The 15,772-nt window shown below is 68.8% G+C and carries 16 protein-coding genes, 2 tRNA genes and 1 pseudogene; 13 read left to right on the forward strand and 6 right to left on the reverse strand.

Annotated elements, in window-relative coordinates:
* Positions 1-108 precede the first annotated feature (108 nt).
* Both QF027_RS24610 and QF027_RS24615 read left to right on the forward strand, forming a co-directional pair.
* Positions 109-185 (forward strand) — tRNA-Ile (locus QF027_RS24610).
* A gap of 141 nt (positions 186-326) precedes the next feature.
* A complete protein-coding gene (locus QF027_RS24615) occupies positions 327-680 on the forward strand; it encodes a VOC family protein (protein ID WP_306978895.1) in 354 nt (117 codons plus the stop codon).
* A gap of 274 nt (positions 681-954) precedes the next feature.
* Here the strand turns inward: QF027_RS24615 and QF027_RS24620 are convergent, their stop codons facing one another.
* Positions 955-1,296, reverse strand: coding sequence for a DUF6344 domain-containing protein (locus QF027_RS24620; RefSeq protein ID WP_307077094.1), 342 nt, complete (start codon positions 1,294-1,296; stop codon positions 955-957).
* 339 nt (positions 1,297-1,635) lie between these two features.
* On the opposite strand from QF027_RS24620, the gene QF027_RS24625 reads away from it, so the two are divergent.
* Entirely contained in the window at positions 1,636-1,764 is a 129-nt protein-coding gene (locus QF027_RS24625; protein WP_003999697.1) for a DLW-39 family protein, read from the forward strand.
* A gap of 218 nt (positions 1,765-1,982) precedes the next feature.
* Positions 1,983-3,380, forward strand: a complete 1,398-nt coding sequence (locus tag QF027_RS24630) for a hypothetical protein (protein WP_307077096.1) — start codon at positions 1,983-1,985, stop codon at positions 3,378-3,380.
* Between the two features lie 2,172 nt (positions 3,381-5,552).
* Here the strand turns inward: QF027_RS24630 and QF027_RS24635 are convergent.
* Together QF027_RS24635 and QF027_RS24640 are read right to left on the reverse strand one after the other, a co-directional pair.
* Positions 5,553-6,452, reverse strand: a pseudogene (locus tag QF027_RS24635) (serine/threonine-protein kinase); the annotation flags it as partial.
* Positions 6,453-6,689: 237 nt separating this feature from the next.
* Positions 6,690-7,238 carry a helix-turn-helix domain-containing protein gene (locus QF027_RS24640; RefSeq protein ID WP_306978889.1) on the reverse strand — a complete coding sequence of 183 codons (549 nt, stop codon included), beginning with the start codon at positions 7,236-7,238 and terminating at the stop codon, positions 6,690-6,692.
* A gap of 183 nt (positions 7,239-7,421) precedes the next feature.
* On the opposite strand from QF027_RS24640, the gene QF027_RS24645 reads away from it, so the two are divergent.
* Positions 7,422-7,494: transfer RNA gene (locus QF027_RS24645), tRNA-Ala, on the forward strand.
* 337 nt (positions 7,495-7,831) lie between these two features.
* A complete protein-coding gene (locus QF027_RS24650) occupies positions 7,832-8,098 on the forward strand; it encodes a hypothetical protein (RefSeq protein WP_307077098.1) in 267 nt (88 codons plus the stop codon).
* Here the strand turns inward: QF027_RS24650 and QF027_RS24655 are convergent.
* The gene (locus QF027_RS24655) at positions 8,077-9,027 is read right to left on the reverse strand and encodes a glycoside hydrolase family 26 protein (RefSeq protein ID WP_307077101.1); all 951 of its coding nucleotides are present in this window, start codon (positions 9,025-9,027) and stop codon (positions 8,077-8,079) included. The two genes, QF027_RS24650 and QF027_RS24655, sit on opposite strands and share 22 nt — an antisense overlap.
* Before the next feature lie 150 nt (positions 9,028-9,177).
* Positions 9,178-9,879: a DUF5324 family protein gene (locus tag QF027_RS24660; protein ID WP_306978884.1), complete on the reverse strand. Its 702-nt coding sequence runs from the start codon at positions 9,877-9,879 to the stop codon at positions 9,178-9,180.
* Between the two features lie 242 nt (positions 9,880-10,121).
* On the opposite strand from QF027_RS24660, the gene QF027_RS24665 reads away from it, so the two are divergent.
* Complete coding sequence (locus QF027_RS24665) at positions 10,122-10,655, forward strand: peptidylprolyl isomerase (RefSeq protein ID WP_306978883.1); 534 nt, start codon at positions 10,122-10,124, stop codon at positions 10,653-10,655.
* 105 nt (positions 10,656-10,760) lie between these two features.
* Positions 10,761-11,642, forward strand: a complete 882-nt coding sequence (locus QF027_RS24670) for a rhomboid family intramembrane serine protease (RefSeq protein WP_307077103.1) — start codon at positions 10,761-10,763, stop codon at positions 11,640-11,642.
* A gap of 243 nt (positions 11,643-11,885) precedes the next feature.
* Here QF027_RS24670 and crgA read toward each other — a convergent pair whose 3' ends face one another.
* Positions 11,886-12,140 carry a cell division protein CrgA gene (gene crgA / locus QF027_RS24675; RefSeq protein WP_069759519.1) on the reverse strand — a complete coding sequence of 85 codons (255 nt, stop codon included), beginning with the start codon at positions 12,138-12,140 and terminating at the stop codon, positions 11,886-11,888.
* 140 nt (positions 12,141-12,280) lie between these two features.
* Between crgA and QF027_RS24680 the strand changes: the two genes are divergently transcribed.
* The 5 genes from QF027_RS24680 to QF027_RS24700 are packed head-to-tail and all read left to right on the forward strand — an operon-like array spanning position 12,281 to position 15,765.
* Positions 12,281-13,060, forward strand: a complete 780-nt coding sequence (locus QF027_RS24680) for a DUF881 domain-containing protein (protein ID WP_307077105.1) — start codon at positions 12,281-12,283, stop codon at positions 13,058-13,060.
* 27 nt (positions 13,061-13,087) lie between these two features.
* Positions 13,088-13,777, forward strand: coding sequence for a class E sortase (locus QF027_RS24685; RefSeq protein WP_306978876.1), 690 nt, complete (start codon positions 13,088-13,090; stop codon positions 13,775-13,777).
* Between the two features lie 16 nt (positions 13,778-13,793).
* Positions 13,794-13,991 carry a hypothetical protein gene (locus tag QF027_RS24690; RefSeq protein WP_199873683.1) on the forward strand — a complete coding sequence of 66 codons (198 nt, stop codon included), beginning with the start codon at positions 13,794-13,796 and terminating at the stop codon, positions 13,989-13,991.
* On the forward strand, positions 13,988-14,626 hold the full coding sequence (locus QF027_RS24695) for an aminodeoxychorismate/anthranilate synthase component II (RefSeq protein WP_125192026.1): 639 nt from the start codon (positions 13,988-13,990) through the stop codon (positions 14,624-14,626). Before QF027_RS24690 ends, QF027_RS24695 begins: the two co-directional genes overlap by 4 nt.
* A complete protein-coding gene (locus tag QF027_RS24700; RefSeq protein ID WP_307077107.1) occupies positions 14,623-15,765 on the forward strand; it encodes a class E sortase in 1,143 nt (380 codons plus the stop codon). The genes QF027_RS24695 and QF027_RS24700 overlap by 4 nt, the downstream gene beginning before the upstream one ends.
* Positions 15,766-15,772: the final 7 nt, after the last annotated feature.

Genomic DNA, 15,772 nt, shown 5'->3' on the forward strand with positions numbered 1-15,772 from the left:
TGCCTCAAACCTGCGGAGGCGGTCCTCGGGGAACCGATTTTGGGACTGCCCACGTCGTGCGCTAATCTTCAGGAGTCAGCGCGCGGGACACACTCCGCAGAGCGCGGCGGGGCTATAGCTCAGTTGGTTAGAGCGCATCCCTGATAAGGATGAGGCCACAGGTTCAAATCCTGTTAGCCCCACCAGCACGAAGGCCCCCAGCCGATCTTGGTTGGGGGTTTTTGTCATCCATGCCGGACATCCGCTGCGGGGGTCGTGTCACGAGGCCTTCGTTCAGTCGCTTCAAGCGCCTGTTTTCGAAGATCTCGTGTGCCTAGACTCGGCAGATGACCTTGGAATGGGAACAGGTAATCGTTCACTCGGTGGATCCGACGGCCCTGGGGCAGTGGTGGGCCGAGGCTCTTGGCTGGGTGGTCGTCCACTCCTCCGATGAGGAGTTCGAGATCCGCCCGGAGCCGGATCGCCTGCCGGGGTTGGACTTCGTCAGGATCGCCGAGAGCAAGAAGGTCAAAAGTCGGCTGCATCTCGACTTCAGGCCTGATGACCAGGCCGCCGAGGTGGCTCGCCTTGAAGCTCATGGTGCCAAGCGTGTCGACATCGGCCAGGGTGACCAGTCGTGGGTCGTCATGGCAGACCCTGAAGGCAATGAGTTCTGTGTTCTGGGCCAACGGCGTCAGTGAGAACGCCTGAGCGGGGGCTGGGGCCGGCGCACACGGACGGCACGTCCATCGTGTGAGGCGTCCTCCGGAGCCCATCCTCTTGGCTCTGCCGGACACGAAGACCTTCAGCCGGTTCCGGTTGGGGGTCTTCGGCGTACGGGCGGGTGTTTCCGTGTGGTGCTGTGCGCGACGTCGTCATTTCTTCGGCGCTTCTTCGATGCGTCTTTGGTGCGTCTTTGGTGCGTATTCAATGCGTTGAGGAGCTTCTCGGGTGCTGCAGTGGCGTGCAGTGACGTCAGGCACAGCCCGCTGCAGCCGGTTCGGCTGTGTCCGAGTCCGAGTCCGTGTCCGCGGGCGTGTCAGTGGCGGCGAGGGAGCGGGGGCGGCAGCTGGGGGTCTTGCCGTGGGCCTCGGCCCGGATGCGCTGCTTCATCGTGGGAGGCAGGGATCTGGCGTAGGACCAGAGGCCGTGGGACATCGCCGGGGGCTCCGGGTGTGCGACGGCGCTGTTGCGGTCCGGCTGGGTCTGCGGTACCGCAGCGGCGTCGGTCGTCGTGATGAGTCCGAGCGCCGTGAACAGCGCGAGGAAGGCGGTGATGACGACGGTCCACAGCTTCATGACCTTGTTCAGGGCCATGGTCCCTCACTTTCGGGTCGGTCGATTTGCGTACTTTCCTCATGATGTGTATAGGCGTCGCGAAATCACGGACCCGAGCCTGTGGCGCGTCGATCTTCGGATGAACACCACACGGATGGGTGCATAAGGGGAGAAAAATAGGAGAAACCTGACTATAGGTATCGAAGTGACCGTCCGTGGAGGTGTGATCACCCTCTGATCGGAGATGCCTGTTCCGCTTCTACTGGACCGCTCGCGACGGGAGTTGAGGGCCCGGACACAGGTCACCGATCGGTATCGGTCGGTGTGTATAGTCGGGCGCCAGAGGTCCCCTACGTCAAGGAAAGACGAGGTCGCGCGGTGAAGAAGCTTCTCCTGGTCGCACTGGCCGCCATCGGCGGGCTCCTCGTGTACCGCCAGATCCAGGCGGATCGCGCCGAGCAGGATCTGTGGACGGAGGCGACTGACTCCGTGCCCACGGGTTCGTGAGTACCGAGATCCGATTCTGAACAGACCCCGGCCGTTGTTGCGGTCGGGGTTTTGTGTTGCCCAGGGTCGGAGGCCGGGGTTTCGGACGGTCGTACGGATTGCGAGGGTGGGTGGCGGTCCGGCGGGGCAGGATGGGCCACGGCCGGCCGCACAGGTGGTCGTGTCGCATCGATGACGGTCGTAGGAGTTCGGGCTCGGGCACGGAGGGGTGGCGCGGGATGGGGCGGCGTACGGCGTGGTGGCGGGTGGCCGTCGTGGGGATCGTGCTGGGCGCGGGGGCTGGTGCGCCGGTGTCTCCTGGCTTCGCCGCCTCCGCCTCGCCCTCCACGTCTCCCCCCGCCTCTTCGTCCACCCTCGCCTCTCCTTCCACCTCCGCCTCTCCTTCTTCCTCTGCTACGGCTTCCTCGTACGTCTTCGACGGAGACGCCCCGTCGGTCACCGGAGCGGCGGACACCGCGGACGCCGAGAGCCTTGAACCCGGTACGACGTACCGGAGTTCGCTGCCGAGTGACGGCAAGGTCTACTACCGCCTCCAACTCGACGGCACGTCGACCGTGTACGTCGCCGCGACGGCCGTACCCCCGACGGACGTGGCGGTCACCCCCACCGAAGGCGTCAGGGTGTCCGTTCAGGACGCCGACGGCCGTTCCTGCTCCGCGGCGGACACCGCCAGCATCGGTGCCGGCCGCAGCCCGCGTCCCCTCACGGTGTGGGGCGCTCGTCAGCTCTCGCCGAGCCGGTCGCTGTGCCAGGGCGCCGGTACGTACTACGTCGTCGTCGAGCGGGTGTTGCGTACCGAGTCCTCGCCGGGCGACTGGGACCTGGAGCTCGCGCCCGTGCTGGAACCGCGGTTGCGGAAGGCTGGTTCGACCAGTGCGCCCGAGGCCTGGGACTCGGCCACGCCCTCGCCTCCCGCCGGTGCTGCCGTGCGGGTGCGGGGCGGCGGGGGATTCAGCTCGGCGACCGCGCTGGAGCAGGGGGTCTGGCGTGACGACATAACGCCCGGGCAGACGCTGTTCTACGAAGTGCCGGTCGACTGGGGACAGCAGGTGTACGCCACTGCCGACCTGAGCAGTTCGAGCGGTGGCGGGGCGGGTGGGGGCTTCGTGCCGGGGGGCGTGAATCTGGCGCTGTACAACCCTGTGCGCGGACTCGTCGATGCCACGAGCATCAGTTACAACGGCAGCCAGAAGTCGGGTGCTCTCGCTGCCCTTCCGCCGGTGGGGTACGACAACCGGTACGCCGTTTCCGACCGGGTGAACGGCATGCGGTTCGCCGGGGCCTACTACCTCGTCGTGCATCTCGCTGCGCGGGTGGGCGAGGAGTTCGGCGCCCAGCCGGTTGGACTGATGCTGCGTGTGCGGGTGAAGGGGGAGGCGACGGTCGGGCCCGGTTACGCGGGACGGTCCCAGCCGTCGGGAATCTTCCAGGTGGGGCTTCTCGGGCGGGACTCCGGGGCGGTGGGCGAGGCGGACTCGAGCGACGGTGACGGTGGTGGCGGCGGTGATGCCGGAATGAAGCTGGTGGCCGTCGGGGGGATCGGGGCGGGGACCGTGGTGTTGGTGGTGCTCGGGGTGTGGGCTGTGGTGGGGCGGCGGAGGGCGGCCGGGGTGTAGGGGGCGGGGTCGGGCCTGCCTGGGCGTTGGCTTGCGCTGTTGGATGTGGGATGCGGGGCCTGCGGGCCGGGCTTGGGGATTGCAGGGCTCATGGCGTGCTGGGGCCTTGGGAATACCGGGGCGGGGGACCATGGGCTCTTCCGGATTGCGTGTGGCTGCCTTGCCGCCGGTCGGTGCCCGCGTGGGTTTTCGGGGCGAGGGTGAGGCAGGACTGCGGCTGAGTCAGCCCTGCGGGTGATGCAGGGCTGCAGGTGGGCTCCCCGTGGCGCGGGCGGCTTGGGATCGCGGGCTGTCCGAGGTGCCGGGTCCTCAGATCTGGGCGAGTGCCCAGAACCCCACGGCGTAGCAGGCCAGGGCCAGGAGCAGGAGGGCGATTGCCGCCTTTGCGGGCGGGCCGCTGCGGCGTGCTCGCGAAAGTGACGGGGTGGGGGGTGGAACCTGCGGGCTCTGAGCGGTGTACGAAGCAGTAGAGGTATCGGCGTGGGGCTGGTGCGGGACTGGTGTCGGGGTCTGCGTGGGGAAGCGTGAGGCGAGGGGTTGGGGGGAGGGCAGGACATGTGTCGGGGGTGTGGGGTCGTGGGGGGAGATGGAGGCGGAGTGGGTCGGAGCAGGCCGGTATGGCTGTCCTTGGGCCTGCGGATGCTGGTGATGCGGCTGTGCCTGGTGCTCCGGTGGGGTGGAGGGCTGGGAACGGGAGTCCACGGGCCGGGGCGGTGGCAGAGGGAAACTGCCGGTGTCCGACACCGAGGGTGGCTGGGAGGGGGCGGGTGGGGTGTGGTGCATGGGCCAGGGTGTTTCGGAGCCCCTTCCGGGCGTGGTGCTCGGGAAAGACACATCGGTGCCTCCCGTGCCGGTGTGGGGGTGAGCGGCCGGGGCGTTGGCGCCTGGGGACGGTGGGGAGCCCGCCTCGCCGGCCCAGGAGGGCGGGTTGGCTCGCTCGGGCCATGGCGCCGGATTCGATTCCCTGGGCCAGGACGTCGAGTTCGCCTCACCGGACCAGGGCGGCGTGTTTCCTTCGCCAGGCCGAGATACGGGAGTGCCCTCCCGGGAGCGCGGGGCTGCTTCGGTGCCTTCGCTGGGCCAGGGCGTGGCACTTCTTTCGCCGGGCCGGGGCGCTTCGTTGGCTTCGCTGGGCCAGGGTGTGGCGTTTCTTTGGCCGGGTCGGGGCGATGCGCTGTCCTCGGCGGGTCGGGCCGCTTCGTTGCTTTCGCTGGGCCAGGGTGTGGCGTTTCTTTGGCCGGGCCAGGGCGACTCGCTGTCCTCACCGGGCTGGGACACAGGCCCGTTCGCTTCACCGTGCGGGTAAGGAGCGCCATTCGCCCCTCCTCGCTGGTTGGGCGCGTCACTGGCCTCGCGTGGGTGGGGAGGTATTCCCCTGCCTTCGCCTTGCCAGGAGGGCGCCCCGCCTGGGACTCCGGGTCGGGAGGACCACCCGTGGCCTTCGCCGGGCCGGTAAGGGGCCCCGCTCGCCTCTCCAGGCTGGGAGGAGGCCGGCCCACTTCCTTCGCCTGGCTGGAAGGGAACTCCACCCGCTTCACCGGGCTGGGAGGAGGCCGGCCCACTTCCTCCGCCCGGCTGGAAGGAAACTCCACCCGCTTCACCGGGCTGGGAGGGAACTCCACCCGCTTCACCGGGCTGGGAGGAGGCCGGCCCATTCCCTTCGCCTGGCTGGAAGGGAGTTCGACCCGCTTCACCGGGCTGGGAGCCCACCCCGTTTCCCTCACCGAACCACGAGGACGCCCCACCGCCCCCATTGGCCGCACCGGGCCGAGACGTCTCGCCGTGGCCCTGGCCGCCGGGCCAAGAAGGCGCCCCGTTCGCCTCACCTGCACCGGAAGCAACGTCGGCACCAGCACCGAACCCAACACCGGCACCAAAGTCGGCTCCCGACCCCACACCAGCGCTGGGTCCAGCAGAAGCACCGGAGCCGACACCGGCACCCGGCCCAGTACCGGCCCCTGCCCCGGCACCAGCGCCCCGCCAGTCAGCCGTCCCGCTTTCTCCGCCGACGGCAAAGGCCCCCGCGCTTCCTCCGCCGGCGCCGGAAGGCACCCCGCCCCCGAGGGGCACCCCGCTCCCCCCGCTGCCACCAAAAGACCCCTCGCCTCCGTCACCGGAACCGAAGCGCGGATCTCCCCCCGCTCCGAAGACCCCGTTCCGTGTCCTGTTCGGATCCACGCCCGGGGCGCGCTTGAGGGGGCCTTCCGGGCCGAAACCGGGGGGCAGGGGGCCGAGTTGGTCGAAGATTTCGATGGACTCGTCGTCGGGGCCGGGCTCCGGGAGGAGTTCTCTGGCCGCGGCGAGGGCTTTGCGGGCCCCCGTGGCGGTGCGGAAGCGGGCCTGGGGGTCCGGCTGGAGGAGCGAGGCCACGACCTGCCAGAGCGGTTCGGGGACGCTCTGGGGCGCTCCGGGAGTGCCGTGGGCGGCGAAGTACTGGATGAGCGCCTTGGCGTCGGGCTTGGCGCCCTCCAGGAGGTACAGCGCGACCAGGCCGACGGCGAACAGGTCGGCAGGGAAGTCCGGTTCCGCCCCCATCATCTGCTCGGGGGCGAGATAGCCGGGCGTGCCCACGACGAGGTTGGTCTCGGTCAGGCGCGGTTCGCCCAGCCGCATGGCGATGCCGAAGTCGGACAGCCGCAGTCGCGGGCGGGCGGTGCCGGTGGCCTCCAGCAGGATGTTGGCGGGCTTGATGTCACGGTGCACGACGCCTTCCGCGTGCACCGCGGCCAGCCCCGCGAGGAGTTGGTCGAGCAGGGTGCAGACGAAAACCGGTGGCAGAGGGCCGTAGTCCCCGACCAGATGGACCAGCGAACCGCCGGCGACCAGGTCCATCGTGAACAGGACCTTGTCGTCGTCGGCGGCCCAGCTGGCGGGCGCGAGGACATGGGGGTGATCGATCCGCAGGGCCTGTTCGCGGACGAAGCGCAGCAGGGAGTGCGCGTCGCTCTGCAGCAGGACCTTGGCGGCCACATAGCGGCGGCGCCGGTGGTCCCAGGCACGCCAGACGGCGCCGACGCCTCCGCGTCCGATCGGATCGGCCAGTTCGTACCGGCCGGCGAACACCTCACCCATGACTGCGCGTCGCTCCTCCCCCTGCGGTTACCCCCTTGCTTCCCCCTCGATGAGCGATACGACCCCTCGTGGCCTCCCGGATGAGAGATACGGCCCCGTGTTCCCCGTCTCCTCGGCGGCTGACACACCCCCGTGTGTCAGCCCCCGGCGAGAAGCGCGACCCCCCGCGCTCCTCCGTGCTGCTTGCACAGCCCCCGGCCCGGCTGCCGAACCCCCTTCGGCTACCGGGCGGACGGCTCAGTTCTGGTGGGACTGGTAGTGGGTGACCGCGTCGGACGTGCGGCCGGCGCCGTAGACCCGGAGGAACTCTGCCAGTTCCGGGTGGGTCGCGGCGAGGGTGTCCGCCGCGTCGATGATGTCCCCGGCGGCGGCCACTGAGCGCAGCAGCGACTGGATCTCGCGGACGACCCGCTTGACCGTCGGCGCTCCTGAACTACTCGTCGTGGTCGTGGTGTTGCTGAGCACCGAGCCCCCCTGCGACTTCTTGATCTCGTCCATGCGCTCGGTCGCCTCGGCCGCGCTCACGCTGCCGTCCGCGACCTGCCCCGCCAGGTCCTGCAGCAGCTGTACCCGCTGGACCACGGCGGGATTGCCGATCTTCGCCCGCTGACCGCTCATCAGCTGAGACAACATCGGAGCCGACAGCCCCAGTACCCCCGCGAGACGAGCCTGGTTGAGGCCGAGGTCGTCTATGAGCTTACGGAAGAGCGCCCCCAGCGGCTCCCCATACCAGTTCCGCTGCAGTTCCCGCGCTCTTGCGGTCGCTTCCTGCTGTGCGGCGTCCATGTGCGTCTCCCCATCGCTTCCCCAAAAATCCGTGGTTCGCGACAGCGAACCACGCCGAGCATCTTACGGAGAGTGGTCGTTCGCGGGGACCCCCAATCCTTTTGCGGAATACTGGGGGTGACCCGGTACTCTGGTCTGCGGCGCCCACCGGTACGTGGTTTTCCGGCGGACGTTTCACTTCCCGGGGCCTTAGCTCAGTTGGTAGAGCGCTGTCTTTGCATGGCAGATGTCAGGGGTTCGACTCCCCTAGGCTCCACTTCAGGAAACCCCTCCGACCTGCGGATATGCAGGCAGAGGGGTTTTTCGTGTGCGGAGGGGAGCCGGTTCGGAAATCCGGTCGCGTCCTGCCGGGTCCGGCCTCGTGGGTCGATCGGAATGCCCCCACCGCGCTCCAGCCCGCCGAGCAACGCCGCCCGGACCGCACCGAGCACGCGGCGTCGCTGGACAGGTTCGCCACCCGCCCGCAGGCCGTCTGGCTGACCGCCGCGAACCCGGGCCCGCGGTGCGCACTCCGGACAGCTGTCCCCAGGCGGACACAGCGGAGCGTCTCGCGTTGCTTGCCTCGACGTCGGCAATCCCTGGCCGTATGACCGATGTCGCGCGCGCCGGCCCACGCCCTGCACCAGGCCGCCGTGGACGGGGCCGACTGCCTGGCACTCAACGTCTCCGACGTCCACACCACCGGCGTCGACCAGCGGTGCAATCCGCCCAGCCGCGCCCTTGGCTCCCCGCCCACCACGGACACAGGGCCCCCGGGTGTCGCAGCCCACCTCCGTGGCCGCGTACGCGCTGGAGCCGGCGCGAGCGGCACCCCGCGAACCGGCCCGGACACACCGGCCTACTTCATCAGCGAGCGGTAGACCGCTGACGACCTCGGATGGGCCCGGCAGCCCCACACGCCGTGCGGGCAGTAGTCGGTAATGGCCTGGTAGAGGGGGCGCTCCCGGGCGAACCAGGTGAGCATGCCGCGCATGTACGCCGGGTTGTCGCCGTTCTCGTACAGGCCCCACTCCTGGTACGAGAACGGTTTGCCGTGGGCGCGGGCGAAGCGGACGTGGGCGAGCAGACCGTACGGCTCGCTCACCTGGTCGGTGAAGCGCAGGCCGCGCGGGGCGTCGTAGGCGTCCATGCCGATGATGTCGACGACCTCGTCGCCCGGATAGCAGCGCGGCCACGGAATCGCGTCGCGGCCGCGGTTGGGCGTGAACTCGAAGCGGAAGCGCTGACCGGGTACCGAGCGCATCGCCCGCACGACCCTGGACCAGTACGCCTTCCACGCGGCCGGGTCCGGGCCGCAGCGGTGGGTGTAGGTGGTGCCGTTCATCTCCCAGCCGAGCACGACGATCGCGTCCGGGACGCCGAGAGCCGTCAGTCGGCGGGCCAGAGTGCGGAAATGGCCGTCGTAGTCGCCGTCCGCCCCGCGCCGCAGCTCGGTGCGGACCGTGCCGTCCGGGAGATCGGCCTCGCTGCGCTCCAGCATCGGCACGTCGAGGACGAACATCCGCCGCGGGTCGGCCCGCCGCCATGACGCCCAGGACTCCAGAAAGCCCGGCGCGCCCTCGATGTTGCTCCAGCGGTCGCCAGGCAGATACACATGCCCGACCCGGGGCGCGGGCCCGCCGAGCCAAGCGCCGAGTTCGCCGAGACGGCCCACGTCGGCCGGCTCGTAGCCGACGTACGCGCCGTACGCGGAAACCGCCGAGGGCTCGGGGGCGCGAGCGGTGCAGGCCGAAGCCAGGAGCAGCAGTACGGTGGCCAGGGCGGCCGACCCACGGCGCGAGGGCTTCATCAGGGCGGCGGTCCATCCGGTGCGGAGACGTGACCCTGCGAACTGTGGCGCACCGGGGCCCTGCCGCACCGGTCGAGTCACACCGTCGGGTGAACATGATGGTGGGGCGGAAAACTTCCGCCCCACCACTGGTACACGCCGGTGTCGGCGTCAGCGCCCTTCGTCGTGCCTCGCCGCGTCCTCCTCGGCCTCCTTCGCCTGGACCTCCGGGTCCAGGACGGACTGGCCGCTGCCGTCCACGGACGTCAGCCGGCCCGTCTCGGGCACCTCGGTCGCGGCCGGCGGCTCGACCAGCCAGTCGGGATTGGCCTGCTTGTCCCACCACTTCCAGGCGGCGAAGGCACCGCCCGCCACGACACCCACGACCGCCAGCGCCTTGGCAAGACGTCCTGCACGGGCCCGCCGCTCGTGCTTGCGGACCAGCTTCTGGACCTCCTTGGGCGTGATCTGGCCGCGCAGTGCGGCCAGTGCGGCCACGCTCCGGGCCGTGGCCTCATCACGGACCGGACCGGCCGCGGCGACGGCCTGCTCGATCCTCGGACGGGAGTAGTCGGCAGCCTGACGGGCCGCCTTCCGGGTACGTACGGCAGCCTCGTGAGCGGCCTGGTCGACCTTCGGCGGAACATGCGTACGGGCCTGCTCCAGGCGCGGCGCGACATGGGCGCCGTACTGGACACGCGCCTGCTCAGCCGCCTGCGAGACCTTCGGCGCGAGCCGTACGCGTGCCTCCGTCGCGTAGTGCGAGGCCTTGTCCTTGGCCGTGTCGGCGTAGGGCGCCACCACTTCCGCGGCGTGCAGCACGCTGTCCTTCGCCGAGCCGGTCGCGGCGCGCACGCTGTCGATGCGGGTCACGGGATCCTCCTCCTCGGTGGCGTATGGTATTTCGACTTTCCACCCTTTTACGGATCATGCCTGCCGGAGTGCAGCCCGACACCTGAGGGCGGGCATCCGGATCAATAACGGATCAATACGTGGCAACAGGAGCTTGTCCACGACAATGCCACGGATCGCTGCTCCGCGCCCCTGCCCGGACCCTCCTCGGCCGGATCCGTGCGAGGATCGGTCGGGCACAAGAAGACAACGGAAGGCAGATCGTGGCCGAGCAGCTTTACGCCACCCTGAAGACCAACCACGGCGACATCGAAGTCCGGCTCCTGCCGAACCACGCCCCGAAGACGGTCAGGAACTTCGTCGAACTCGCCCAGGGCGAGCGCGAGTGGACGCACCCGGGCACCGGTGAGAAGTCCACCAAGAGGCTCTACGACGGCACGATCTTCCACCGCGTCATCAGCGGCTTCATGATCCAGGGCGGCGACCCGCTGGGCACCGGCATCGGCGGTCCCGGCTACGAGTTCGAGGACGAGTTCCACCCGGACCTCGGCTTCAACAAGCCCTACCTGCTCGCCATGGCCAACGCGGGCCCCGGCACCAACGGCTCGCAGTTCTTCATCACCGTCTCCCCGACGGCCTGGCTGAACCGCAAGCACACCATCTTCGGCGAGGTCACGGACGCGGCCAGCCAGAAGGTCGTGGACGCCATCGCCGCCGTCAAGACCACCCGCCCCAACGACCGGCCGGTGAACGACGTCGTCATCGAGCAGGTCGTCGTGGAGACCCGCCAGGGCTGAGCCCCGGGCGACCACCACGAAGGGAACCAAACGCCCCGCTCAACCGTAAGGATGAGCGGGGCGGTGCACGTGGGTACGACGACTCAGGGCGATTTAGGGGATGGCATGAATCAGGAGGCGGGCAGTTCACCGGAGGCCCAGAACCTGCCTGGCTGCTACCGGCACCCGGACCGTGAGACCGGCATCCGCTGCACCCGCTGCGAGCGCCCGATCTGCCCCGAGTGCATGGTCAGCGCCTCCGTCGGCTTCCATTGCCCCGAATGCGTGCGCGACGGGAGCGGCGGACCGGCTCCGGCCGCGGCGAGGCCCCGCACCCTCGCGGGCGGGACGGTCACGGCCGACCCCCGGCTGCTGACCAAGATCCTGATCGGGATCAACGTCGCGGTGTTCATCGCCATCCAGGCCAAGGACTCCCTGGCGACGGACCTCAGCCTCATCGCTGCCTGGCCGCCGGCGCCGTTCACACCCACCGTGGGGGTCGCGGACGGGCAGTACTACCGCCTCGTCACCTCGATGTTCGCGCACCAGGAGATCTGGCACATCGGCTTCAACATGCTGAGCCTGTGGTGGCTCGGTGGCCCCCTCGAAGCGGCCCTGGGCCGTGCCCGTTATCTCGCGGTCTACTTCGTCTCCGGTCTCGCGGGCAGCGCCCTGGCCTACCTGCTGGCCGATCCGGGCACCCAGACACTCGGCGCCTCCGGTGCCATTTTCGGCCTCTTCGGCGCGACCGCGGTCCTGATGCGACGGCTCAACTACGACCTGCGGCCGATCATCGCCCTCCTGGTGATCAACCTGATCTTCACCTTCGGCTGGAGCAGCATCTCCTGGCAGGCCCACATCGGTGGCCTCGTCGCAGGCCTGATCACGGGGTACGGCATGGTCCACGCCCCACGCGAGCGGCGGTCGCTGGTGCAGTACGGCACCTGCGCGCTGGTCCTGCTGGTCATCGTGGGTATGACGCTGTTCAGGACCGCCCAGCTGACCTGAGCGGGCCCGTTGTCCACAGCGAGTGCCGGATCTTGTGCATACAGTGCGGGAACAGCTGCGCCCCCTGTCGCTGACCCGCGTTTGAGCAGGTCAGGCAGGGGGCGAACATGCTTGCGGGAGCTGGTGCGATGGTCGTACCGGCGTCAACGTCCGACGGGTTATCCACAGATCGTCGTCTTTTCCCCAGGTCCTGTGGAAAATGCTCCAGGCTGTGGATAACTCAGCGGATACCCCTGGGGAGAGTTACTTCCACTGGGTGGAGACGCCGAATCCGGCAGCGATGAAGCCGAAGCCCACCACGATGTTCCAGTTGTCCAGAGCGTCGATGGGGAGCGAGCCGTCCGTCACATAGAAGACGACGATCCAGGCGAGCCCGATGAGGAACATGGCCAGCATCACGGGGGCTACCCACGCGCGGCTGGTCAGCTTGATGGCGGTCGCCTGCTTCGCCGGGGGCGGCGTGTAGTCGGCCTTCTTGCGGATACGTGACTTCGGCACGAGGGTCTCTCCTGTCGATGCGCTGCGTGGCCGCGCAGGTAACTTGTCGGGCTCGGGGCAGCGTACAAGGGGACACTGAGTGCTCCCCCGGGCGTCCGTTAGCGTAGTGCTTCCGTAGCGCCGAAGGAGATAAGGGTACGTTGAGCAATTCTGCCGACTCACCCCAGCCCGGATCCAGTCCTGTCCGCAGGCGGAGTTTCCGGCCGGTGAGACTGCTCACGGTGGCCGTCTTCGCTCTCGCGGGACTCATTTTCTTCACGAGTTTCAATACGGCCAAGGGCACCAACATCCGCACGGACGCGTCCCTGCTGAAGCTCTCGGACCTCATCCAGGAGCGCAGCCACAACAACGGTGAGCTCGACGAGTCGAACGGCTCGCTGCGCCGGGACGTCGAGGCACTGGCCGAGCGCGACGACGGCAGCACCAAAGCCGAGGACGACAAGCTCGCCGCCTTGGAGGGCAGGGCGGGCACCCAGAAGATCAAGGGGAAGGCGGTCACGGTCACGCTCGACGACGCCCCGCCGAACGCCACCGCCAAGCTCCCCGGCTATCCCGAGCCTCAGCCCGACTACCTGGTCATCCACCAGCAGGACCTCCAGGCCGTGGTCAATGCCCTGTGGAAGGGCGGCGCGCAGGGCATCAAGGTCATGGACCAGCGGCTGATCTCCACCAGCGCCGTGCGCTGTGTCGGCAACACCCTGATCCTCCAGGGCCGCGTCTACTCGCCGCCGTACAAGATCCAGGCGGTCGGTGACCCGGGGAAGCTGAAGCAGGCGCTCGCGGACTCCAAGGCGATCCAGAACTACATGGTCTACGTCAATGTCTACGGCCTCGGCTGGAATGTCGCCGACGACGGCACGGTGACTCTTCCCGGCTACTCGGGCACAGTGGATCTGCAGTACGCCAAGCCCGTGGAGTGAGCGCGATGTGAGCCCCTGGAGCCGCCGGTGCGTGTCGTCGTCAGGACCGTCAGCGAGCTGTGCATCACCGTCGGCGCCCTGATCGTGTTGTTCGTCGCCTATGTGCTGTTCTGGACCGGTGTGAAGGCCGACACCGTCATGGACGACCAGATCGACCAGTTACAGAACCAGTGGTCCAAGGGGAGCGTGCAGCAGCCGAAGGCGACGGCCGGTGCCACCGCGACTCCGGCGGAGCCGGCGCCGTACCGGAGCGGGCAGCCCTTCGCGATCATGTACATTCCGCGGCTTGGTTTCACGTGGAACAAGCCCGTGCTCGAAGGCACCCAGGTCGGCACCCTGAAGAAGGGCCTCGGTCACTACACGAACACCGCGCAGCTCGGTCAGCGGGGCAACTTCTCGGTCGCCGGGCACCGGCGCACCTACGGGGATCCGTTCAAGGACTTTCCCAAACTTCGGCGCGGTGACGCGGTCGTCCTGACCGACGGGACCACCTGGTTCACGTATCGGATCGACAAAGGGCCTTACAAAACAGTGCCCACCGACATTGAGGTGATCGATCCTGTGCCACGTAAATCCGGGTACACGCGGCCTGGCCGCTATCTCACGCTGACCACGTGCGATCCGGAGTGGGGACACAGCCACCGGTTGATCGTCTGGGCGCACCTGGACTCCACACAGCCTGTGGAGGACGGCAAGCCTGTTGCCCTGCGCCGTTAGTCTGGTGCGGTACGGCGTGAGTCTGGTGCCGTGGTGCGACGGAAGGGACGGCATGTACGGCTGGATCTGGCGGCATCTGCCGGGGAACGCATGGGTGAAGGCGTTCCTCTCACTCGTGCTGGTCGTTGCTGTGGTCTACGTCCTGTTCCAGTACGTGTTCCCGTGGGCCGAACCGCTGCTGCCCTTCAACGATGTGACGGTGGACAACCAGTGAGCGCGCGCATTCTCGTTGTCGACAACTACGACAGCTTCGTCTTCAACCTGGTCCAGTACCTCTACCAGCTGGGCGCGGAGTGCGAGGTGCTGCGCAACGACGAGGTGTCGACGGCGCACGCCCAGGACGGCTTCGACGGCGTCCTTCTGTCGCCCGGACCCGGCACACCGGAGGAGGCCGGGGTCTGCATCGAGATGGTGCGCCACTGCGCCGCGACCGGGGTGCCCGTCTTCGGTGTCTGCCTCGGCATGCAGTCGATGCAGGTGGCGTACGGCGGTGTCGTGGACCGCGCCCCCGAGCTGCTGCACGGCAAGACCTCCCTCGTCGAGCACGAGGGCAAGGGTGTCTTCGCCGGGCTGCCGACGCCGTTCACGGCGACCCGGTACCACTCTCTGGCCGCCGAGCCGGCGACGGTTCCGGCCGAGCTGGAGGTCACCGCGCGGACGCACGACGGGATCGTCATGGGGTTGAGGCACCGTGAACTCCCGGTCGAGGGCGTGCAGTTCCACCCGGAGTCGGTGCTGACGGAGCACGGGCACCTGATGCTGGCCAACTGGCTGGTGGAGTGCGGGGACCAGGGCGCGGTGGCGAGGTCGGCGGGGCTCGCCCCGGTGGTGGGCAGGGCCACGGCGTGACGGCCCTGCGCCCCGAGCGCGAGGACTTGTACGGCGACGCGTCGTACGAGTCCTACGGCGGCGATCCCTACGGCGGGGAGTCCTTCGGCGGTGGTTCCTACGCCGAGGAGCCCTACGTCGCGGAGCCCTACGTCGAGGAGTCTTTCGGCGGGGCGCCTTCGGGCGGGGCGTCGGCGCCGTACGTACCACCGGCCGATGAGCCGTACGTACCACCGGGCGATGACGAGACGGTGGCGCTGCGGATCCTCGATCCCCCGCCGCCTCCCATATCCGCTTCTACGGCCTCTTCCGTCACATCCGCCACTGGATCCCCACAGGGCGGCCGTGCGGCCCGCAGGAAGGCCGCCAAGGGCCGTCACGGGCGTCATGGTGGCGGAGCCGCCCCCGAATCGCAGTCCGAGCAGGAGTCGCCGGACGGGAAGCCGCTTTCCCGTGTCGAGGCCCGTCGGCAGGCAAAGGCACGCAAACCCGGCGCGGCCGTCGTCGCGAGCCGCGCGCTCGGTGAGGTGTTCATCACCACCGGCGTGCTGATGCTGCTGTTCGTCAGTTACCAGCTGTGGTGGACGAATGTGCGGGCGCACGCGCAGGCGGACAAGGAGGCCAGCAGCCTCCAGAACGACTGGGCGAGCGGCAAGGGCGCGCCGGGCACCTTCGAGCCGGGCCAGGGCTTCGCCCTGCTGCACATCCCCAAGCTGGACGTGGTGGTGCCGATCGCCGAGGGCGTCAGCAACAAGAAGGTCCTCGACAAGGGCATGGTGGGGCACTACAGCGAGGGCGCGCTCAAGACGGCGATGCCCGACGCCAAGACCGGCAACTTCGCCCTCGCCGGGCACCGCAACACCCACGGCGAGCCCTTCCGTTACATCAACAAGCTCTCACCGGGCGACGCGATCGTCGTCGAGACGCAGGACGACTACTTCGTCTACAAGATGACGTCGACGCTGCCGGTGACGGCTCCGAGCAACACGAGTGTGATCGACCCCATCCCCAAGGGATCCGGTTTCACCACGGCCGGCCGCTACATCACCCTCACCACCTGTACGCCGGAGTTCACCAGCAAGTACCGGTTGATCGTCTGGGGCAAGATGGTCGAGGAACGGCCGCGCAGCAAGGGCAAGCCGGATGCGCTCGTCCAGTAAGGGCAGA

This window comes from Streptomyces canus (assembly GCF_030816965.1).
GTDB classification, from domain to species: Bacteria; Actinomycetota; Actinomycetes; order Streptomycetales; family Streptomycetaceae; genus Streptomyces; species Streptomyces canus_E.

Coding starts and splice junctions, on each gene's coding strand:
- QF027_RS24615 (WP_306978895.1), top strand. CDS start 327: ATGACCTTGGAATGGGAACAGGTAATCGTTCACTCGGTGGATCCGACG.
- QF027_RS24620 (WP_307077094.1), bottom strand. CDS start 1,296: ATGGCCCTGAACAAGGTCATGAAGCTGTGGACCGTCGTCATCACCGCC.
- QF027_RS24630 (WP_307077096.1), top strand. CDS start 1,983: ATGGGGCGGCGTACGGCGTGGTGGCGGGTGGCCGTCGTGGGGATCGTG.
- QF027_RS24640 (WP_306978889.1), bottom strand. CDS start 7,238: ATGGACGCCGCACAGCAGGAAGCGACCGCAAGAGCGCGGGAACTGCAG.
- QF027_RS24650 (WP_307077098.1), top strand. CDS start 7,832: ATGTCGCGCGCGCCGGCCCACGCCCTGCACCAGGCCGCCGTGGACGGG.
- QF027_RS24655 (WP_307077101.1), bottom strand. CDS start 9,027: ATGAAGCCCTCGCGCCGTGGGTCGGCCGCCCTGGCCACCGTACTGCTG.
- QF027_RS24670 (WP_307077103.1), top strand. CDS start 10,761: ATGAATCAGGAGGCGGGCAGTTCACCGGAGGCCCAGAACCTGCCTGGC.